The 21,283-nt window shown below is 56.1% G+C and carries 14 protein-coding genes; 4 read left to right on the forward strand and 10 right to left on the reverse strand.

Going from position 1 to position 21,283, the window contains the following annotated elements:
- From E8E95_RS06195 to E8E95_RS06215, 5 genes are all read right to left on the reverse strand, one after another.
- A partial coding sequence (locus tag E8E95_RS06195; RefSeq protein ID WP_179057997.1) for an LLM class flavin-dependent oxidoreductase occupies positions 1-1,146 on the reverse strand: 1,146 nt, incomplete at its 3' end.
- Positions 1,147-1,356: 210 nt separating this feature from the next.
- Positions 1,357-3,810, reverse strand: a complete 2,454-nt coding sequence (locus tag E8E95_RS06200) for an MMPL family transporter (RefSeq protein ID WP_280283399.1) — start codon at positions 3,808-3,810, stop codon at positions 1,357-1,359.
- Positions 3,811-3,816: 6 nt separating this feature from the next.
- The gene (locus E8E95_RS06205; protein WP_280283400.1) at positions 3,817-4,926 is read right to left on the reverse strand and encodes a YCF48-related protein; all 1,110 of its coding nucleotides are present in this window, start codon (positions 4,924-4,926) and stop codon (positions 3,817-3,819) included.
- Positions 4,927-5,074: 148 nt separating this feature from the next.
- Positions 5,075-6,478 (reverse strand): DUF1329 domain-containing protein, encoded by a 1,404-nt coding sequence (locus tag E8E95_RS06210; RefSeq protein WP_280283401.1) that lies wholly within the window; start codon positions 6,476-6,478, stop codon positions 5,075-5,077.
- A gap of 92 nt (positions 6,479-6,570) precedes the next feature.
- Entirely contained in the window at positions 6,571-8,211 is a 1,641-nt protein-coding gene (locus E8E95_RS06215) for a DUF1302 family protein (protein WP_280283402.1), read from the reverse strand.
- A gap of 1,329 nt (positions 8,212-9,540) precedes the next feature.
- Between E8E95_RS06215 and E8E95_RS06220 the strand changes: the two genes are divergently transcribed.
- From E8E95_RS06220 to E8E95_RS06235, 4 genes are all read left to right on the forward strand, one after another.
- Positions 9,541-10,002, forward strand: a complete 462-nt coding sequence (locus E8E95_RS06220; RefSeq protein WP_280283403.1) for a nuclear transport factor 2 family protein — start codon at positions 9,541-9,543, stop codon at positions 10,000-10,002.
- Between the two features lies 1 nt (position 10,003).
- A complete protein-coding gene (locus E8E95_RS06225) occupies positions 10,004-10,870 on the forward strand; it encodes an enoyl-CoA hydratase-related protein (protein WP_280283404.1) in 867 nt (288 codons plus the stop codon).
- Positions 10,871-10,875: 5 nt separating this feature from the next.
- A complete protein-coding gene (locus E8E95_RS06230; protein WP_280283405.1) occupies positions 10,876-11,646 on the forward strand; it encodes an enoyl-CoA hydratase-related protein in 771 nt (256 codons plus the stop codon).
- Positions 11,647-11,713: 67 nt separating this feature from the next.
- Positions 11,714-15,004, forward strand: coding sequence for a carboxyl transferase domain-containing protein (locus E8E95_RS06235; RefSeq protein ID WP_280283406.1), 3,291 nt, complete (start codon positions 11,714-11,716; stop codon positions 15,002-15,004).
- A gap of 1,156 nt (positions 15,005-16,160) precedes the next feature.
- On the opposite strand, the gene E8E95_RS06240 is transcribed toward E8E95_RS06235, so the two are convergent.
- The 5 genes from E8E95_RS06240 to E8E95_RS06260 form a co-directional block, all read right to left on the reverse strand.
- Positions 16,161-16,814: a carboxymuconolactone decarboxylase family protein gene (locus tag E8E95_RS06240; protein WP_280283407.1), complete on the reverse strand. Its 654-nt coding sequence runs from the start codon at positions 16,812-16,814 to the stop codon at positions 16,161-16,163.
- An 82-nt stretch (positions 16,815-16,896) separates the two neighbouring features.
- Positions 16,897-18,531 (reverse strand): AMP-binding protein, encoded by a 1,635-nt coding sequence (locus E8E95_RS06245; RefSeq protein ID WP_280283408.1) that lies wholly within the window; start codon positions 18,529-18,531, stop codon positions 16,897-16,899.
- A 195-nt stretch (positions 18,532-18,726) separates the two neighbouring features.
- Positions 18,727-19,377: a riboflavin synthase gene (locus E8E95_RS06250; protein WP_348529618.1), complete on the reverse strand. Its 651-nt coding sequence runs from the start codon at positions 19,375-19,377 to the stop codon at positions 18,727-18,729.
- Between the two features lie 104 nt (positions 19,378-19,481).
- A complete protein-coding gene (locus E8E95_RS06255; RefSeq protein ID WP_179059757.1) occupies positions 19,482-19,994 on the reverse strand; it encodes a flavin reductase family protein in 513 nt (170 codons plus the stop codon).
- 130 nt (positions 19,995-20,124) lie between these two features.
- Positions 20,125-21,283, reverse strand: a 1,159-nt coding sequence (locus tag E8E95_RS06260; RefSeq protein WP_218649258.1) for an LLM class flavin-dependent oxidoreductase, incomplete at its 5' end; no start/stop codon positions are given.

Below are 21,283 nucleotides of genomic sequence, written 5' to 3' on the forward strand. Positions count from 1 at the left end.
CGTGCCTTCGGCATCCTTGGTCGCGAAGCGAGGAGCCACCAGGCTGGCAAACTTTTCCAGTTCCTCGTTGTTCTGCTCCGGGTCCAGGTGACCCTGACCGAACATCAGGAACAGCTCGTTGAAGCCCAGGCGGTCGTGGGCGCGGCCGATCTGATCGGCGATCTCGTCAGCCGAGCCGATCAGCACGTTCGGCATTTTCTGGCCGAACGGGATGAACCACTTGTCCCAGAACCACTTGTGCTCGGCCATCAACTGCTTGGCCTTGTCCTTGTCATCGGTCAGCATCAGGAAACCACCCCAGGCAGCAACATCCTCACGGGCAACCTCCCGCTCGTGCTGGCGTGCGGTATCGGCATAGCGGGTCCACAGGGCATCACAGAAGTCCAGGTCGGAAGCCAGCACGATTGGCTTGCCGCCTTCCCGGGCCCACATGTCGACGGTGCGCATGCTGCCGGCAAAGCCGCCGTAAATTTTCGGGTGGGGACTCTGGTAGCACTTCGGCGCAATGCCGATCTGGCGCACGATGCCATCTGCATCCATGCCCTTGCCCATGCTGGCATAGGCCGGGTGACCGGCAGAGCCGCCATTTGGCGGAAACTCCCAGTGTTTGCCCTTGTGGCTGAACACGTCGTTGGCCCAGGCCTTCTTGATGACCTGCAGCGATTCCTCGAAGACTTCGCGGTTCAGCGCATCTTGCTCGTCGCGGGCCTTGGCGTTGTCCGGCGTAGTGGCGCTGACACCCGGACGCGCAGCATAGGAGTCGACCCAGCGCGCATGGTAGCCACGGGTGAAACCAACCATCAGGCGCCCTTGGAGCATGTGGTCAAGGGTGGCGATTTCTTCAGCGATACGCACCGGGTTATGGGTCGGCAGGGTGTACCCCATGATGCCGGCCTTCATCCGCTTGGAATGCAGGCCCACATAGAGACTGAACATGCCGGGATGGTTGTTGATCTCAAAACCTTCGATCTGCAGGTGATGCTCAGGCTGGCAATAGCCTGCATAACCAAGCTCATCCGCCAGACGAACGTAATCACGCACTTCGGATAGAAAGCGCTGATACAACTCAGGACGCTGCCCAGCCATACCCGCTTCCAGCTCATAACGACGACCGATCACACCTGTTTGCATCAAATGAAACTTCATTGCGCCTCCTCGGTTCCTGCTGTGGCTCGTATCGATTGACTATCAGACAACCAAACATCAAATGTCAACATTCATGTTGATTTGCAGGGCAAAAAAAAACGCCCAAACCTTTATCGCCGAACGCCCGGAAAAGGGCGGGCACGTTGCTTTTGACGTGTCCGCCCCCTTAGACGCGTGCTACAGCCAGCAGCGGCTAATCCTCCTGACAGCTCACAGGGCCGACATTTGGGCGACGTGGTTAGTTACAGGATCGCTATCTGATTCGACCCCAACGGAGTCTTCAGGCTCAACCTTCTTAGGTGCCAGCAAATAAGCGGATAGCGCCGGGACCATAATCAGTGCCGCAAGCATATTTCCGAGGAACATGAAGGCCAGCAGCAGGCCCATGTCGGCTTGGAACTTGATCGGAGACCATATCCAGGTACCCACCGCTGCTGTCAGGGTAACACCTACCAGCAGCACCACCTGCCCGGTAGACGCCAGCGCACTGGTGTAAGCTCCCTTGACCGACATACCCTGACGCTGAAACGCTAGGAATACAGTCAGCATGTAAAGCGCGTAATCCACGCCGATCCCCACACCCAGCGCCACCACTGGCAAGGTAGCCACCTTGAGTCCGATTCCCAGCAGGACCATCAACGATTTGGACAGAATGGTCACGACAATCAGCGGCAGAATCGCCACCAGCACGGCACGCCAGCTACGGAAAGTTATCCAGCAGAGCAGAACCACTGCTGCGTAAACTAGCACTTCCATCTCGAAGCTGGCTTTTTCCACTGCTTGATTAGTGGCAGCTTCCACACCAGCGTTGCCGCCGGCCAGCAGGAATTTCCGATCTTCATTGTTATTTTCGGCGGCAAACGCCTCAACAACCTGCGTCAAGCGCTGCAGGGTTTCGGCATTGTGATTGCTCAGATAGACAATTATCGGTGCCACTGTACGAGAATCGTTGATCAGCCCTGGACGTGCGGTAAACACGTTGTCTACCGCGTCATTGGTGATATAGCGGCTACGACTGATGGTGTACCACTTGGGCGAGCCTTCAAAGCCTGCCGGAGTGAGCCTGCGAGCCATGCTGGCTGCGGATTCGGTGATCTGTACACCAGGCAAGTCACTCAGCTGCTGTTCCAGCCGATCAATTTGCAACAGGGTTTCAAAGTTACCTAGGCCACCCTCCGGCGTCGTCACAATCACCGCAAACATATCTTTCGACAAACCGTAGTTTTCGCGGATGTAATTCACATCTTTGTTATAAATTGAATCCGCGCGTAACTCGGAGGCGCCGGTCCCGGAATCACCAATGCTTATCTTCTGACCATGGATGAAACTAGCAGTTGTGATAATTGCCACGCTGATCAGCACCAAGCGGGCAACGCGCTTTTCAGCAAGATCACCGAGCCACCTGACCATAAGGTGCTCGCCGTGCAGAACCTTCGAAGCGCGCTGGGCCGCGCGGGAACTGATACCGGTGAAGGACAGTACCACTGGAATGAGCAGCAAGTTGGTGATGATCAGCGCCGCGACACCAACAGTGGCTTGTAGGGCCAAATCACGGATAGCAGGAATATCGATCACCGAGATCACGGCAAAACCTAAGGCATCGGCTACCAGCGCCACAAAGCCAGCCAGGCACAGCCGCCTGTAGGTCAGTCGCGCAGCCACATAGCGATCGGCACCCTCGCCAATGTCCTGAATGATGCCACTCATCATCTGCGAGCCATGGGACACACCGATGGCGAAAACCAGGAAAGGCACGAGTACCGAAAAGGGATCCAGCACAAAGCCGAACAGTTGCATGATCCCCAACTGCCAGATCACCCCAATCAGCGAAGTGCCAACCACGATTAAGGTACTGGTCAAGCAACGCGAATACCAGTAAACGATGACCGATACGACCGCGGCAGCCACAACAAAATAACTGAGCACTTCCATAAGGCCGGAAATCAAGTCACCGACCAGTTTGGCGAAACCGATGACATGGAGTTCGACGCCCCTGCTCTGGAATTCTGCGTTGATTGCATTGATGCTGTCTGTAAAAGCCTTGTAGTCAAGAAGTTGACCAGTTACCGGGTCCCGCTCCATCAAGGGCACGAACATCGCGCTGGAGCGCTCGTTCATAGCCACAAGGGATCCTTTCAACCCGGCCTTCTCGACGTTGGCACGAAGCTGCTCAAGGCTTTTGGGCGAGCCGTCATAATCCGGTGGCATGACCGGACCGCCGTCAAAGCCCTCTGCGGTTACCGCGGTCCAGCGCACCGAGGCCATCCACAGGGATTGTACGAATGCCCGGTCGACTCCATTGATCAGGAACACCCTGTCATTGAGCTCGCTCAGCGTCTTTTGATACTCGGCGTCGTAGATAGACCCGTTCTTGTTCTCCACTACCACTGTAACTGCGTTGCCTAGACTGCGCAGGTTGTTTGCAAAGGCGCGGTAGTTCTGGATGTACTCATGGGATGAGGGCATCATTTTTTCAAAACTTGCGTTTACACCAAGCTTCGCACTCTGAAAACCGAAACAGAGCGTTACAAAAACTCCGACCAGAAGAAACAATATGCGATTGTTAAAAAACAGCCGTTCGTGAAAGGCTCCTGATGAGCGGTCAAACGTGCCGGCAGTCACATCCAAACCAGGCCCTGCTGCAGCTTTATTATTACTTAACATCTGACATTACTCCTGAGACGTGACTCTGGTCATCTTGTGATCCACCAGCGAAACTTTCGAAAGCCCCTGCAAGTCAGTAACGAGCAACTCACGATCTGACATTTCGAGAATCGAAGTAAAACTAACGGGTGTGCCGGAGTCGATCACCTCAAGGTTGGCAAAGTTCTTGTCACTGATGATTAATTTACCTGATTGACTGGCAAAGATATAACCTTTGTCATCGGCCCGTCTGAAAGCATCGTTGATGGTTGAACCCTGCAGATCCTTGACTTCCGCCCATGTATTGCCTCGATCTGTACTGCGGTACGCCGCCCCGCCCACGCCATAAGCGATGATCAGCCCATCAGCGCCGGTAATTCCGGTAAAGCTACCGGAATACCCGGTTTCAATAATTTCGAAAAACTGCCGCTCAGCATTCAACCTGAACAACACGCCACGCTCGCTGCCGATAAAGACATCATCACCAACGCCTACGACGCTAGTGAGGTGAAAACCGGATTCATTGGCAATGCGGTCCGTCCATGGTGTCCAAGTCTTGCCACCATCATCAGTGCGCGCAATGTTTCCGAATCCACCTACGGCAAAACCTGTCAACTCGTCACGAAACCAGACATCGAGAAAGGGTAAGGCCGGACCATCTCGATAATTGAGTTCGGTGAGTTCAAGGGCCTTCTCAACGCTGCTGTCGCCCTGTTTGAGACGCTTACTGTAGTAATTGATGAACTGCTCGCTGGCCATTCGACCATCAAGTTGCTTGACCCATGTGGCGCCTCCATCAGTAGTGGCGAGAATCACACCATCATGCCCAACTGCCCAACCTTTTGACTCGTTGACCATATCAATGGCAACTAAGTCGCTCTGTATAGGAACCTGGGCTTGAGCCCACTTCCCTCCCCCATCATTGGAATACAGAATCAAGCCTCGCGGCCCAACCACGACTAATGTATGCCCGCTTTTTGCACTGTCAATAAAGGGCTTATTCAGAGGCTTTTTCTGTTCAATGGCGCCATAATCCAGAGGATCTTTGAAATCGGCCATTGATGACGAAGCCAACACGAACAAAATGACAAAAGGAAGGACAAAAACCCTGAGCAGCTTATTCAATTTATTTTTCATACGGGCTTCTCTTCTTTGCTTAAGCAAAGCCATTGGTGCACGAAAGACTTTTAGGAAACTAACACAGCAAGCAGAAGTGAACTCGATTACTTACAAGAAAGTTGGAACCTAGCGGGGGTTTACACCCCCGCCAGAAGTCCTTCAGCCGTTAACGAACACCCTGAGCTTCAACTGCACGCGGAGTAAGTGCAATACGCAAACCGTCCATAGCGGTATAGGAACGGTTCCAGTAGCCAGGCTGTGAAGCACCGGCATTGATCAGCATGTAGTTGCCTGAAACCAGATCATTGAAAGCCCACGTGTTGTTATTAACTCCACCTACGTCGTAGGTCGGGAAACTCTCGATGAAACCGTTTTTCCAGAGCTTACCGGCATTATCGTAGGTTTCCAGAGCAACAATCTGCCAGCTATCTTCGTCGATATAGAAGCGGCGCTTGCTATATACATGGCGGGCACCTGGCTTACGATCGGCCTCGACAATCCATACCCGATGTTTTTCGAAGCGCAGGGCTTCCGGAGCCAAGTGCTCCTTGCCAAGTGCGTCACGCGGATTGACGTCCTGAGTCAGGGTATAGGCGTTGTAGGGTACGAACCTTTCCTCCTTACCGACCAACTTGAAGTCAAAGCGATCCATGCGGCCGACGAAGCCGAAGAGCTCGTCCCACATCAGTACGCCACCGTAAGAACTGATCGGCAGATCGTAGGCAAAGTCCGGCGCACGACGTGCACGGCGCTGACCCGGAGTGTAGAACCATACCAGTTGACCACCATTGTCGGCGGTCGGCAGATAGAAGTTCAGGAAGGTCACGCCCGCGGATTGCGGCGGACTGGTTTGCAGTGCCGAGAACGATAGAATTGCGCCGTTTGACTCCTGACGCAACTTGCCGCTCTGGTCATACCAGGGGCGCATGTGGTACTGGTTTGGGGTGGATAGCACGCTCACACCGCCCTTGGAGTCAACCACGAAGCCCTGATTGTGCTGGTGCATGATCGCCGGTGCAAAGGACAGCTTGTGGTTCCACATCACCTCATAGCCATTCTTCGGGATCGGGAAGAGAACACCCGGCAAGGGTAGACCGTCAGGCCCGGCGCCCTTAATGCCATCTCCTATGTTCTCGCCGGTCATTTCGGCAGTCGTCGCATTCACCTGAATGTTTTTAAGCACCCAGTCTTCATAACGCGCCGAACGGTGGGTTGGGTACACATTGAGCTTGTAGCTGGGATACTTACGCAGCGTAGCCTTGGTACCTTCTGTGAGGAACTGCGAATACTGCTCCATATTGGCGGACGTAATGGAAAACAGAGGCTTCTCATCCTTGTAAGGATTGATATAAGTCTGCATCGTCTCCCGGTTGTAGCCAGGAACCGGCTGCAGTCCGCCTGTGTATTCTGGAATGCTACCATCTGCATTACCGGCCTTTTCGGCGCCATGCAGGGTCAGATCCGCACCAAGACGCTTGGCCTCTTCTGCCGATACGGCAGCCAAGGCACTACCTACGAAGCACAGTGCCAGGGCAGGCACCAGCCCGGCAATAATTGTTTTTTTCAGCACGGCTGTCTTCCTTCTTGTGATTATCGGAACAAGTGTGTCTGTAAGGCTTGTAAGTATTACTGAATGCTTGACTCGCTAGGCTGGGCCCTCTTTTAGAACGAGGTGTTGTATGAAAGCGATACCCAGCCCTTGTCATTCAGACCAGTGGGACCGTTACCACCTGCATAAATATCACCGCCGGGTGCGCCGTTAGCGATGCGACCAGTGGGATTCCAGTAGTAATCCTGATATTGCAGAGCAAAATAATGCTTTTGCGCAACAGCTGCTTTCACGCCAATAGAAGCAATGACGGAGTCCTCAGCATAAAACCCCCCCGCTGCATAGGCCGGATTTCCGGTAACTCCATACTGGACGAAAATCGGGAGACTTATGTCAGTGGACGGAAGAATTTGCAGCCAGGACGGCTCAAACAGCAGCGCCACTGCAACTGCATTGTCTGTACCACAGCCATCACTCCTGTTACCTTTACAGGCATAACCCTCACCGTTATAGATGTCCTTGTCATGCACTTTAGTCAGATGCGTGTAGGTCACTTCACCGAGGACGGTTGCAGCGTCCCAGAGTGCATTGCCGGGCAGGCTGATCAAAGAGTTCGCCAACACGTTAACCAAGTCACCTTTCGCCACTTCGGAAGGGAAAACGGATTGCAACGCGGTATCCTGACGATAGTTCACTTCGAAGCCGAGGCTGTTAGCCCCAATCGCTGTCTCGTAGGACATCGCGTACATTTTGGACTTTTCGGCGTATTTCAACTCAACTTGCGGAAAGTTCAGAGTTGCAACAGGTTCCGGCTCGTCGTACTGGCGGTAATAAAAGCCAATGCGATCACCATTAGCCCAGGCCGGAGTCCAGTCCAAGCGGACACCAAAGTTGTCGTTGATATCATCGGGATCATCGCTCTCACCAACAACAGCGCCTGGTACTACGCTACCGCCGACATCCGGCCCCTCAAAGAGAATATCGGCAGGTGCCAGATAGGTAGCCCCTTCGGGGAAACGATTGGGACGCCACTCGAGAAAATACTGTGCGGCGATTGACAGTTCATCATTGATATCGAAACTGCCGTAGACCTGCGTACGCGGCAGGATCAACTCTTTGACGGAAGAGCCAGGTTGAGAAAATCCCTTGATGAAGTCAACGGGATGCTGGCCGAACGCAATACCGGAGTAACCGAAGAATACTGCGTTACCCCACTGCTGACTGAAGCGACCTAGCCGTACAGATGCGTTGTGGTCAGCGACTTCGAAGTTGCTGAAAACGAAAGCATCAAGTAACTCAGCGCCACGGATGTGGTACTTCTTAGTATGGCTGCTGTATTTGCCATCGCTATAGGTCGGCAGGTACCCCGGACGTACTTCGACATCATCGTCGTAAGCAAAGTCATTCCAAGCCGAAGCAGACACACGAAAACCGTAGTTATCCTGATAGACACCCTGCAACTCGAACAATCCCTGAACACGGTTCGTAACCATTTCCCCGCGATCAAATTTGTGATCGGCGGCGTGGTTATTCGGATTGTTCGCGATACGCGGTTCGCGCCCCTCAACCCTCCAGCCTGCAAGCCACTGCAGGGACGTATCGAAGTTGATCGTCCAGTCCTGGTCGGACTTCAGAGTGACTGCCTGCGATGCACCAGATGAGAAAATCGTCGCAAGGGCGATCGCTGCTCTCAGCTTCTTTTGACCGAACTGAATCTTGCCAAACCTTGCAATTTCTTTTTGTTGTTTTTGCATTTCTGCTTCTCCTGTCCACGGACCTTTACTGGCCAACAGCACGCCAGCCTGCGCTTCAGTACGTCACCACTCTCCTCTGGATTGCGCCCAACCCCATCGCAACCGCCACTTCACTTTTTCAACTCTGACGTTGATATATCATTCGAGCACCACAACGTCAACTCCAACGTTGATAATCTGCCCCCTCCCAACGCGATTCAGGTGGGAGATGCCGCTCAACTGACGGTGGAGCGGTCGCGCTGCCGAGACGCGCAAAGCGCATGATGGGGGAATGAAGGCTATGGCGTTAGCTGCCAAAAGGGACATAAATCGGGGAATTACTTCATGTAAATCAAAGGGTTTATGTGGCTTCCCATAGCTCTCGACCAAACGTTTCCAGCCCAGGCAATTGGCCAAGTGTTTCGTCCTTACCCCCTGGAAGTGAATCATCCAGGCCTTCAGACGATTGTCATAGGCGCCGACCTTCTGGATAAGGTAAGGACCGGCAATACGACGCTTCTGGCGCAAACTACGGCGGTGGCGGGTAGCCCCCCTCAGCCCTGGCAGGCCGTAGTGGAGCACTGCGCTATCGATTCGCAAAACCCTGCGCGGGTCGAATAATGGCCGTACGACCGCACCTATGTGGTGCGCCATAGACTGCTTCACCAAATAGAAGTCTGCAGGCTGCCCGCTCCGTCACTGCGCACGACCAGAACCGGAATCCGCTCAGCGCCAATGCCCTTTCTCATTGCTATGCCACTGCGCTTGCGAGTAGGGCTCGGCAGCTTACGTGGCCCTGAACGATGCCAAGACGAAGACTTCATCGGCCAACGATCCTCAACTCATGTTGCGTTCGATGCCCTGCAATCAGGCCGAAAAAATGTAAGCACCAGCGGAACGCAGCGCTCTCACGCCACAGAACGCGGCGCCTTACAGACTGACAGGCATTGGCTTAGCGCTTGGACTTAGCAGCCCTCGTAGGCACCGCTCACGCTACAAGCCCATCTGCACCAAGTAGCTGGCATGACAGACCTCTAGCTCTCGGACACATCGCTACAAGCGCAGAAGCTGGCAGCACTGCAACCAGACACCCGAATAGAACACTTCAGCCTGTCTACTCCACTCAGAACAGCATAGAAGGAATGACCGGAGGTGCCATTCCCCAGCCACTCAAAACACCTCCATCAAGCCCTCCCTACCCGCACCGCCTAACCCCGGCCACAGCATCAGTGATCGCTGCCGCCAAGGAATGCGCAGGCCGCCCCGACAGAAAGCAAGAAATGAAAGTTGACACGCGCGTTGACAAATAAATAGTATCAGTCAACTCTAACGTTGACTGAGGAGAACAACATGACCCAAGAAACCCAGCTGCAACAACTTATAGACACCCAGGCCATTGAGCGCCTGCTGTTCACCTATGCCTTCCATCTCGACATGAATCAGGCAGCCGAGCTGGCTGCCCTATTCACCGAAGACTGTGAGGTCATCTACGGCCCGGGCGGCTTTGGCGCGCAGGGGCGCGCAGCCTACGCCAAGACTCTTGAAGGTGTTGGCTCCTTCTTCAAGGCCACTAGCCACCATGTATCGAATATCGTCGTCGACTTCACCGGTCCGGACGAAGCCACTGTGCGCTCTGTTCTCTATGCATGGCACCGCTACAACCGTGAAATGCCTGACAGCCATGTGTGGGGTCAGTATCACGATGTCATCGTGCGCACAGATGGCAAATGGCAGTTCAAGCGCCGCGAGCTGCGCGTGACCGGCGACAAGGACTTTCATGTGAAGAAAACCCTGCCGATAGGACGCAGCTGATATGAGCGCCGCGTCTTCCTACCCTTACGAACACATCCGCATCGAGCACAGGGAGAAAATTTCCTGGCTGATTCTCAATCGGCCTGACAGTGCAAATGCGCTGTCGAACGAGTTGCTCGATGAGTTTTCTGATGCCCTTAAGCGTCTCGCAACCGAAGGCGGCCCGGTGATTGGCATACGGGGAGAAGGACGCGGTTTTTCGGCTGGCTACGACATAGGCCAAGTTGGCAAGGCAAACGGCTACGGCAGTCTCGTACCCGATCCTCTCGCTGATCGCGAGCGTCTGCGCCGGAATGTGGACCGCTATGTGGCGATGTGGGATCACCCCAAACCGATCATCGCCGCTGTTCACGGCTACTGCATCGCGGGAGCCACACAGATCTGCGTGTATGCGGATATCACCGTTGTGACCGATGACGCCAAGATCGGTGAGCCGACGATCCCGATTGGGGGCGGCTACATTGCCCCCCTCTGGGTACCACTGGTGGGAGCCAAGCGGGCCAAGGAATTGGCTTTCGTACCTGGCAACAGCATTGATGGGAAAACTGCAGTCGAGTGGGGTTGGGCCAATCATAGCGTGCCTCCAGACCAGCTCATTGAGTGTGTCGAAAGTCTCGCCGAGCGCATTGCCCTGACACCACCCGAAGTTCTGCGAATCAAGAAACTGTCCATCAACCGTGCCGCCGAAGCGATGGGCTTCCGTTCTGCCGGAGCTGCGGTAGCCGAGATGGACGCACTGCTACACGTGGCGCCCTCGGTGCTGGAAATCAAACAGAAGCTTGCCGAAATAGGTCTGAAGGAGTCGATAAAACTCTACCGCTCAGAGCGGACGACCCCCCTGACCCCGGCGAAAAAAATACAGGAATAAGAGCCATGTCTAACGTCGACTTCTACATTGAAGGCCATATTGCTCACGTACGGCTGAACCGCCCCAAATCCCTCAACGCCATCAATGGCGATATGGATCAGGCCTTGTTTGATGCATGGCAGGAAATTAACCGCAATCCGGAAGTCTGGGTAGCCGTGCTTTCTGCAGAGGGTGACCGCGCTTTCTGTGTTGGCGGTGATATCAGTGGCGGCACCGAACGTGCATCGCGCATGGCTGTCGGTGGTGGCCTGACCGGTATCGGTGGCCCGCTGGTGAAACTGAAGAAGCCACTGGTTGCCGCTGTTCAGGGCTATGCGCTAGGCGGTGGTTTCGAGCTGGCCTTGTGTGCCGACATTATCGTTGCGGCAGACAATGCTCAATTCGGCCTGCCGGAGACGAAGGCCGGCATCATCGGCGAATGCGGCGTCGTTCACCGCGCAGTTCGTCAGCTCCCGCAGCGCATTGCCATGGCCATGATCCTGACCGGGGATCGCATGTCCGCCCAGGACGCCTTCAGCTATGGCCTGGTGAATGAAGTAGTCGAGCCGGCCAACCTGGCCGAAGCAGCCATGCGCTGGGCGGAAAAGGTCGCAGCCGCTTCCCCGCTAGCCAACCAGGCCGCCAAGGACGCAGCAACGAGCCGCCTCGACTACCCGCTTGAAGTTGCCCTGGCAACCCGTTTCGAGTCGATCGAGGAATATGCCTCCAGCGAAGACGTACTCGAGGGCCGTAACGCCTTTATCGAGAAACGTAAAGCGGAATGGAAGGGACGCTGAGCCTAGCCTGTCGCACCGGGGCCGGGCGCTAAGCGTTCGGCCTTTTTTGTATTTAGAAGGGCAAAACATGATCAACAAGCTTCTGATCGCCAATCGTGGAGAGGTGGCCATCCGTATTGCCCGTGCTGCAGCCGACTTAGGTATCACCAGCTTCGCAGTGTACCCGCAGGATGATGCGCGATGCCTACATACCCGTATCGCCGACCAGGCCATCCCGCTCGAAGGCGTTGGCGCAGCGGCCTATCTGGATGCGCAGCAACTGATTACCCTGGCCCGCCAGCATGGCTGTGATGCCATCCACCCTGGGTACGGCTTCCTCAGTGAACAGCCGGACTTTGCCAGACGATGTGAAGCCGCCAATATCCGCTTCGTCGGCCCGTCCGCGGATGTCCTCGCCAGACTTGGCAATAAGGCCAGCGCCAGAGTGTTGGCCAAGCAGTGCGCAGTTCCGGTGATTCCCGGAACTGACGGCGCAATCGATCTAGAGCAAGCTCGCGCTTTTCTTGCCAACTTGCCAGCGGGAAACCCAGCGCTGCTCAAGGCGATTGCCGGTGGCGGTGGCCGTGGCATGCGAATACTACGCGATGCCAATCAGCTGGAAGAAGCCTTCCATCAGTGCAGCGCCGAGGCTCTGTCAGCTTTTGGCGATCATGAGCTGTACATCGAGGAAATGGTGGCCCGCGCACGGCATATAGAAGTGCAAGTGATCGGTGACGGCACAGAAGTGAGCCACTTGTGGGAAAGGGAATGCAGCCTGCAACGCAAGCACCAGAAGATGCTGGAAATTGCCCCGAGTCCGTCGCTCAGCAGCGACCTACGCGAAGCACTGATTGATGCCGCACTCAGGCTGGCCCGCACGGTTGGCCTCAGCAGCCTGTGCACCTTCGAATTTCTGCTCGATGAGCAAACCGGCCGCTTCTTCTTCATAGAAGCCAACCCGCGACTGCAGGTGGAACACACCATCACCGAGGCCGTCACCGGGATTGATCTGGTGCAGGCGCAATTGCGCCTAGCCGGCGGCGAGACATTACGCAGCCTGCATCTGCAACAGGCGGACATTCCTCCTGCGCAGGGTTTTGCCATGCAACTACGCATCAATATGGAAAGCATGCAGCCTGACGGCAGTGTACTGCCGAGTGGCGGCACGCTCAGCATCTTCGAGCCGCCGGGCGGCCCAGGCATTCGGGTCGACAGTTTTGGTTACGCCGGGTACAGCATCAATCCCCGCTACGATTCGCTGCTAGCTAAACTGATTGTGCACAGCCCTTCCGGAAGCTTCAGCGAGCTCGCTCAGCGCGTCTATCGCACCCTTTGTCAAACGCGCATACAAGGTGTCGAAACCAATATCGAGTTCCTCAAGAACCTGCTTTGCCACCCTGCGGTGGTCGAGAGCCAGGTGTATACCCGCTTTATTGATGAGCACCTGGGGCAGCTAATTCGCAGTCCGAGCCAGAAGCACCCACAACAGTTCTTTACCGAGTCATCCGGTCCTGCTCCCACAGCACATCCAGATGAGCATTTTCTGGATGGTCTGAGAATGATTACCGCCCCCATGAGCGGCCTGCTGATTGAACTGCATGTCGCCGAGGATCAGCCGGTGCACAAGGGGCAGGCGCTGGCGATGATCGAATCCATGAAGATGCAGCATGTGATCAGCGCGCCAGCTAGCGGGATTATCCGTCGTGTCAGTGTGGACATGCATTCGGCCGTTACCGCAAACCAAGCCCTGCTCTATCTTCAAGAGGCCGATGTCGATTCGGTCGATAGCAGATCGCTACACGCGGTTGACCTGGACACGGCCAGAGCGGACCTCTCCGAGGTCCTATCACGCCACGCCCTCGGCCAAGATGCGTCGCGTCCGCAGGCAGTGGCGCGCCGGCATGCAAAAGGCAAGCGCACTGCTCGCGAAAACATAGCAGACCTGTGTGATGCAGACAGTTTCATTGAATATGGGGCCCTTACATTTGCAGCCCAGCGCAGCCGTTTTTCCGAACAGGAACTGGCCATCTCGACACCAGCGGACGGTCTGATTGCAGGGGTTGCCAGCGTCAATGGCAATCAGTTCCAGCCCCAACAAGCCCGGTGCATGGTGCTGGCCTACGACTACACCGTGCTGGCCGGCACACAGGGCATCATGAGCCACAAGAAGTTGTCGCGCATGCTCGGTATCGCCAACGAGCTGGAAATTCCCCTGATCATCTATGCCGAAGGGGGAGGCGGCCGGCCAGGGGACAGCGACGATGCTACTCGGGCAACCGGGCTGAACATGCCCAGCTTCCTGCAGTTTGCCCAGCTCAGTGGTCTGGCCCCGCGCATCAGCATCGTCAGCGGCCGCTGCTTTGCCGGCAATGCCGTGTTGGCTGGTGGCAGCGACATCCTCATTGCCACCCAGGACGCCAATGTCGGCATGGCTGGCCCAGCGATGATCGAGGGCGCAGGACTAGGTGTGCATGCACCGGAGGATATTGGCCCGGTAAATCTGCAGGCTAAGAATGGGGTGATCGATTGTGTGGTTGATGACGAGGCGCAAGCCACCGCGCTGGCCAAAAAGCTACTGGGCTATTTTCAGGGTTCGCTGGAGCACTGGGAATCGGCTGACCAGCGCGCGCTACGCCACAGTGTGCCGGACAATCGCCTTCGCTCCTATGACATGTGGTCAGTAATCGAGACGCTATCGGATAGCGGCTCGGCCATACAGCTGCGCGAGCAGTTTGCCGCCAATATGATCACCGCGCTAATACGCATTGAAGGGCGTTCGCTCGGGGTGATAGCCAACAATCCGCGCATCCTCGGTGGGGCCATCGATACCGACGCCGCAGACAAAGCCTCGCGCTTCTTACAGCTCTGTGATGCTTTTGATTTGCCGGTGCTCAGCCTGTGCGATACCCCCGGTTTTATGGTCGGTCCGGAGAACGAGAAAACTGCGCTTGTGCGCCATTCCGGTCGAATATTCGCGGTGGCCGCGAATATGGCCACACCAATGTTCAGCTTGATACTACGCAAGGGCTATGGCCTGGGCGCCATGGCGATGACCGGCGGATCCTTCCACGCACCGCTCTTCATTGCTTCCTGGCCGACCGGCGAGTTTGGCGGCATGGGTTTTGAAGGCGCTGTTAGACTTGCCTATCGCGACGAACTGGAAGCCATTGCCGACCAACAAGAGCGGAAGCTGCTGTTCGACAAATTGGTCAACGACTATTACCAACGCGGTAAGGCCAGCAGTGTTGCCGCATCGCTTGAGTTTGATGCCGTCATCGATCCGGCCACATCACGCCAGTGGCTAGTACGCTGCCTGCAGTCGTTAAAGACGGTGGGGCCAAGGCAGGGCAAGAGGCGCCCCTTCATCGACACGTGGTGACGCGAGCGCACTCAGCGCTCTCGCGGCTCAGGCGGCGCCTCGATAACAGCTACCGAGGCACTCAGTAGCGGGCAGTGAGGTGAGGTGAGGTGAGGTACTGTGCGGGCAGAACTCAGCAACACAGTCACCTCGCTATTCGGCGAATGCAATGTCGAAGACATCGGGCCTTTATTGACCGGCCCACGCCCCCAGCCTTAGCGCGTTGACGGTCCAGCCATCTCTGCGAATCGGGGCGGGGTCATCCTTCAGCGGCGATGACCTTCATGGCGACCGGATCAGCAAATCTTGCCTTGCGTATAGTACCTACGGCGTGCTTTTGTGGATTCCGCGCTGACTCTTCCCCCTTCCACGCGCATCCGAACACCGATTCTGCGACCATACGGACACTTCTCCGGCAGGTAGTCACACAGGATTTACACCACCATTGGTCGCTTTTTCGAAGCAAAGATGTCCCCTGGAGCGTTTAGCTTATCCGGCTCAAGGGCGAGTCGATGCGCAAGCAGTCGCGGAAATTGACGCCGCCGGGCAGCTCCGACAAACAATGCCAACCCTGCGTCGCTGCGCACAGACTGCCTGTCAGAATGGTCATGGAACAGATGTCCGGATCAGCGCGGGCTGAGTGTCCGAATGGCGTGGGATCCACGATTCCAGTGTGACGCGGGCAAACAGGGAATAACTCCGGCCGTGCTTGCACTCCACAGTGGTTATGGCAGTCAGCTCCCAATGGCTGCTGCTGACCAGTAAAGCTCATCGAAATTGAAAGCAATCTCGCCGAATAACACCCTGTTCGGTAATCCTGATAAGGCTCATCAATTCATGGGCCTGTGCACCAGCTCATCAAAAGGCAATCAGGCATGCTCTGCCCAGCTCGATCCCCAACAAGCATTGCACCGCATCGCCCTAAAGAGGTACATGGTACGCGGCAGGCTGAATATCCCCTCCCAGAACGGCGCAAATGTGCGTGGAACGGGCGTTGACGGCGCAAATGACATGACCTCGCCCTCTTCCGCGTAGGGAACTGACAGATGGCGGTTCAGGTCCGGCGATCACTTCCCTGTGCTTCGATCTACTACCAGAAACCAGCGTCAGAAGTCAGTATCTGGGCTTTATTATCGCTGCGCACCTGCGACCCTCTTCCGCCGTTCCTAACAGAGACTTATGCGATCCCTCGGTGCAGCGGGGCATCCGCGGCAATCGCCAGAGCTTGCAGAATAGCTTTGCGCCCAACGCCCAACTGCACTGCATTGGCCAGATGCAGGCGCAGCCCCGGCATGAAGCGATGAGATGGTGCGGCATCCACCGCCAAGGAAATCAGCTCCTTGAGGTACGCACGCAGTGCCGCGGTTTTCCAGGGCACAGCGCAGTATTTGAAGAATGCCTCAAAGGCCTCGGGCGACTGACGGAGCAGCGCGTCCAGAAAACCGGGTACCTGCTGCTCCATGCTGCCCCAGAACGGATCATCACCAACATACTGATCCCAAAGCTGCTGGCGCAGGCTATCCAGCGGCGCGCTGATGGACAGGTCGCCCCGCTCACGCAGAACCGCGGCCACAGTAGACGAGCCCACCATAAGGGTGTGCACTCCTAGGCCAGAGACCAGCACCAGTACTTCATGCACCTGTGCCGCGCTCGCACCGGCATCCAATGCCCGCCGCACATAGTCTTGCGTCCCCTGCATATCCAGGGCCGAAGGCGAGATTCGGACCGCAAGGCCAATTAGCGCGGCGTCCCGATCGGATAGTGGCTCGCCGTCCACCTGGGACTCGAGAAAGTCCTCTACATAGGTACCGATCTCTTCGAGTGTCAACATTCGCTACTCTGCTCCATATCCGGATACTCCGTTCGGTTCTGCTATGACCGGGTTGCAACAGCGTCCGTCGCTACGCTGCGGCCTAGTCGGTCAGCATGCTGCGCAGCGCACGCTTGTTAACCTTAGTTGCTGACATAGGCCAGTTACCCGGCTCAACAAAATGCACAGCCCGAGGGATCTTGTAGTTAGCGATATTTCCTTTACAGAAGGCGATCAGCTCTTCAGCTTCGACAGTCTTGCCCGGCTTAAGCTCGACGAAGGCCACCGGCACTTCGTCCAGGCGCGGATCAGGCTTGCCAACCACTTCCGCAATGGCCACGCAGGGATGCTCACAGAGGTAAGATTCGATCTCGATAGCTGCGACGTTTTCACCGCCGACCTTGAGCATATCCTTGAGGCGACCGTTGAATACCAGGCTGCCGTCCTCGGTGCGCAAATAGAGGTCGCCGGTATGCAACCACCTATCTTTGTCCAAGGTGTCAGCGGTCTTCACTGGGTCGCGATAGTAGCCTTCCATTACGCAGAAGCCGCGCACCAGAATTTCACCTACTTCGCCAGGTGCGGCATCGCCTTTTCCATCAAGACTGGCAACGCGTACCTCCATTCCAACCGCAGGACGCCCCTGAGTGTTGGCGCGCTGTTCTGCCGTTTCGTCGGCGTCGGTCAGAGCAAAGATACCGGCAGTCTCGGTCATGCCGCAGGCTTGGAAAAGCTCAGCGTCCGGAAAGGTCTTCTGAACCGTTTTGACCAGAGCAGGAGGGCCGATCAGCATAATCTTGCGCAGCGACCTCAGTTTGCCGGCATCAAAATCAGGGTGATCGAGCAGGCCCTGTACGATGGCGGGGAACCAAGGCCAAGCCATGCTCACCCCTTCCCTTTCCATCAAGGCAATGGCTCGCCCGGGCTCAAAAAAGGTATCGGTTAGGTACGTGCCAAGGGTTCCAATCACGCCGAGGAAGGGAGCGATCGCTGCAATGTGGAACAGCGGACCTGGGTTCCAGGCAACATGGTGTTCGTCTGTGGCAAACCGTGAACGGGCACGCTGCACCGAGCCGCGTACAATGGCTTCATGGGTCAGCATGCAGCCCTTGGGGTTGGCCGTTGTGCCAGAGGTGTAGACCAACAGTGCCAGATCGCGAATACGCACGCGCAAGCGAGCCTCATGCACTTGGTTCGCATTGATGCTCTGTGCCAAACGATCGAATTCCGAACGCCCGACAAACCCCTTACGGCACTCGCCCTTGAGCAACACGGTACTACGCAGGCAGGGTACTTCTGGCAGGACCAGGGCTGCCGGGTTCTCAGCCTTAGATAATGAGGGCAATGCATCGCAGAACAGCGCGGTGAAATTGGTGTACTCGCTGTCGTCGGCAGTAGTCAGCAAAGCGACAAGGTTGGCGTTTTCGATGATGTAGCCAATCTCGCTGGCCTTGTGCCGGGCATTGATCGGCACCGCTACACAACCGAGCATCACCGCGCCGAGAAAACCTTCAATGAATTCAGGGCTGTTGGCGGACATCAGCCCAACATGCTGACCAGGACGAACTCCGAGAGCTATAAGACCTCGGGCCACCTGTATGGCGTTGTCACACAACTGCCGGTAGGTGCGCCTTTCCTCAGGGAAAACGACCGCATCCCGTGCTGGCTGCAAATGCGCCCCTCGTACGATGAGGTCGCCTATTGGGGAAACCTCAAACCATTCTGTTGTTTTTGTCATTGAGCGTCCTCCACTACGGACAGAAGGCAGTTGTTACTCTGGCAGCCTTCTGCACGCTGTTAATTATGTGCTCGGCACCGTTTAAATACCAAAAGATGGTACCGCGATCGACAAAAGTCAACAACAACGTTGATCAATTGCTGGGCAGAATTTCACACTGCCGGCGCATCATGAGTTGCCTGATTCAGCCCGCATTTACAAACACTTGCAAAGTTCCAAGGGGGGCCCACCCTCTCCGCCCGGTCTTTCATGCTGACGACCGGCCAGAAGGCGTTCTAGATACCGTGCAAGCAGGTCAACTTCGAGGTTGACCTGCTGGCCGATTTGGTAGCTGGACATGATAGTCATTTGCATGGTGTGCGGCACTATATTCAGATCAAAGCAGTCGCCTGCCACCGCGTTGACCGTCAAACTGACACCATCTACGGTAATCGAGCCTTTTTCCGCTATATAGTGGGTGAGCGCTGCAGGCGCCTGGATGCGAATCAGCCATGAGCGCGCGTCACGTGACAGCGAAACCACCTTGCCGAGCCCGTCGACATGTCCACTGACCAAATGACCGCCCAACCGCGAGTCCGCCCTAAGCGCTTTTTCCAGATTGACACGATCGCCGTGTCGCAGCCCCGCCAGACTGCTGCGGCTAAGCGTTTCCTGGCTGACATCAGCCCAGAAACCATCCTGCAGCAAACTGACGACTGTCAGACAGATACCGTTGACCGCGACACTTTCCCCTAGCGCCATACCACTCAAATCCATCGTCCCAGTCTGAACGAAGACCCTCAGATCACCATTGCATGGCTCGATCAAGCCTATCAAACCAACCGCTTCAATAATTCCGGTAAACATTACTCGCACCTAGATTACGCGGCGCAAACGAGTTTCGCGCAATCTTGCCAAGGTTCGGCCGAGCCTTGCGCATAACCGACATGCAGCAACTTGCTAGTTTCAATTTACAGAGATGCAAAACCACCATATCCGCCACGGTAGAAAAGCAGAGCAGAATCTTGGGACTCGATTTGCAACTCACGAACTGCACCAATGACGATATAGTGATCACCTGCTTCCTGAACGGAATGTAAGTCACAATCGATCCAGGCCACCACGCCCGCAAGCACTGGGGAGCCATTGTTTGATAGCTCGTATTCCAGCCCGGCAAATTTATCTTCCGCTTTGGAAGCAAAGCGCTTACAGACACCCAGTTGCTGATTACTTAGCACATTGACGCAGAACTTACCGGCACACTCAATCTTCGGCCAACTGGTGGAACTGCGATCGGGCAGAAACGCCACCAAAGGAGGATTAAGCGATACCGAGGTGAACGACCCAACTGCCATACCCGACACCCTACCGTCCTGATCCATCGCAGTAATGGCACATACGCCGGTGGGATATTGGCCCAGAACGGTTCTGAACCATTGCGGATCGATCGCGTCTCGTACGTTCTCTGTGGTGACGTCACTCATGATGCAACTCCAGATAAATTCGCGTTGCGTTCACCCTTAATACCTTCACGGCATCTCGGGCTGATCAGGTCGTCACAATCGAAGCAGGTAGGACTAGTTCCGACCCGCTTCAACTGTGCACTGGCCAGTGTTAAACCAGCGTGCCTTCGGCATCCTTGGTCGCGAAGCGAGGAGCCACCAGGCTGGCAAACTTTTCCAGTTCCTCGTTGTTCTGCTCCGGGTCCAGGTGACCCTGACCGAACATCAGGAACAGCTCGTTGAAGCCCAGGCGGTCGTGGGCGCGGCCGATCTGATCGGCGATCTCGTCAGCCGAGCCGATCAGCACGTTCGGCATTTTCTGGCCGAACGGGATGAACCACTTGTCCCAGAACCACTTGTGCTCGGCCATCAACTGCTTGGCCTTGTCCTTGTCATCGGTCAGCATCAGGAAACCACCCCAGGCAGCAACATCCTCACGGGCAACCTCCCGCTCGTGCTGGCGTGCGGTATCGGCATAGCGGGTCCACAGGGCATCACAGAAGTCCAGGTCGGAAGCCAGCACGATTGGCTTGCCGCCTTCCCGGGCCCACATGTCGACGGTGCGCATGCTGCCGGCAAAGCCGCCGTAAATTTTCGGGTGGGGACTCTGGTAGCACTTCGGCGCAATGCCGATCTGGCGCACGATGCCATCTGCATCCATGCCCTTGCCCATGCTGGCATAGGCCGGGTGACCGGCAGAGCCGCCATTTGGCGGAAACTCCCAGTGTTTGCCCTTGTGGCTGAACACGTCGTTGGCCCAGGCCTTCTTGATGACCTGCAGCGATTCCTCGAAGACTTCGCGGTTCAGCGCATCTTGCTCGTCGCGGGCCTTGGCGTTGTCCGGCGTAGTGGCGCTGACACCCGGACGCGCAGCATAGGAGTCGACCCAGCGCGCATGGTAGCCACGGGTGAAACCAACCATCAGGCGCCCTTGGAGCATGTGGTCAAGGGTGGCGATTTCTTCAGCGATACGCACCGGGTTATGGGTCGGCAGGGTGTACCCCATGATGCCGGCCTTCATCCGCTTGGAATGCAGGCCCACATAGAGACTGAACATGCCGGGATGGTTGTTGATCTCAAAACCTTCGATCTGCAGGTGATGCTCAGGCTGGCAATAGCCTGCATAACCAAGCTCATCCGCCAGACGAACGTAATCACGCACTTCGGATAGAAAGCGCTGATACAACTCAGGACGCTGCCCAGCCATACCCGCTTCCAGCTCATAACGACGACCGATCACACCTGTTTGCATCAAATGAAACTTCATTGCG

Source organism: Pseudomonas sp. BN414, from assembly GCF_029871275.1.
Classification (GTDB): domain Bacteria; phylum Pseudomonadota; class Gammaproteobacteria; order Pseudomonadales; family Pseudomonadaceae; genus Metapseudomonas; species Metapseudomonas resinovorans_C.

What these genes read in the sequence shown, in the direction of transcription:
- E8E95_RS06235 (WP_280283406.1), top strand. Translation starts at nt 11,714, where the DNA reads ATGATCAACAAGCTTCTGATCGCCAATCGTGGAGAGGTGGCCATCCGT.
- E8E95_RS06205 (WP_280283400.1), bottom strand. Translation starts at nt 4,926, where the DNA reads ATGAAAAATAAATTGAATAAGCTGCTCAGGGTTTTTGTCCTTCCTTTT.
- E8E95_RS06240 (WP_280283407.1), bottom strand. Translation starts at nt 16,814, where the DNA reads ATGTTGACACTCGAAGAGATCGGTACCTATGTAGAGGACTTTCTCGAG.
- E8E95_RS06255 (WP_179059757.1), bottom strand. Translation starts at nt 19,994, where the DNA reads ATGAGTGACGTCACCACAGAGAACGTACGAGACGCGATCGATCCGCAA.
- E8E95_RS06215 (WP_280283402.1), bottom strand. Translation starts at nt 8,211, where the DNA reads ATGCAAAAACAACAAAAAGAAATTGCAAGGTTTGGCAAGATTCAGTTC.
- E8E95_RS06250 (WP_348529618.1), bottom strand. Translation starts at nt 19,377, where the DNA reads ATGTTTACCGGAATTATTGAAGCGGTTGGTTTGATAGGCTTGATCGAG.
- E8E95_RS06200 (WP_280283399.1), bottom strand. Translation starts at nt 3,810, where the DNA reads ATGTTAAGTAATAATAAAGCTGCAGCAGGGCCTGGTTTGGATGTGACT.
- E8E95_RS06245 (WP_280283408.1), bottom strand. Translation starts at nt 18,531, where the DNA reads ATGACAAAAACAACAGAATGGTTTGAGGTTTCCCCAATAGGCGACCTC.
- E8E95_RS06230 (WP_280283405.1), top strand. Translation starts at nt 10,876, where the DNA reads ATGTCTAACGTCGACTTCTACATTGAAGGCCATATTGCTCACGTACGG.
- E8E95_RS06225 (WP_280283404.1), top strand. Translation starts at nt 10,004, where the DNA reads ATGAGCGCCGCGTCTTCCTACCCTTACGAACACATCCGCATCGAGCAC.
- E8E95_RS06220 (WP_280283403.1), top strand. Translation starts at nt 9,541, where the DNA reads ATGACCCAAGAAACCCAGCTGCAACAACTTATAGACACCCAGGCCATT.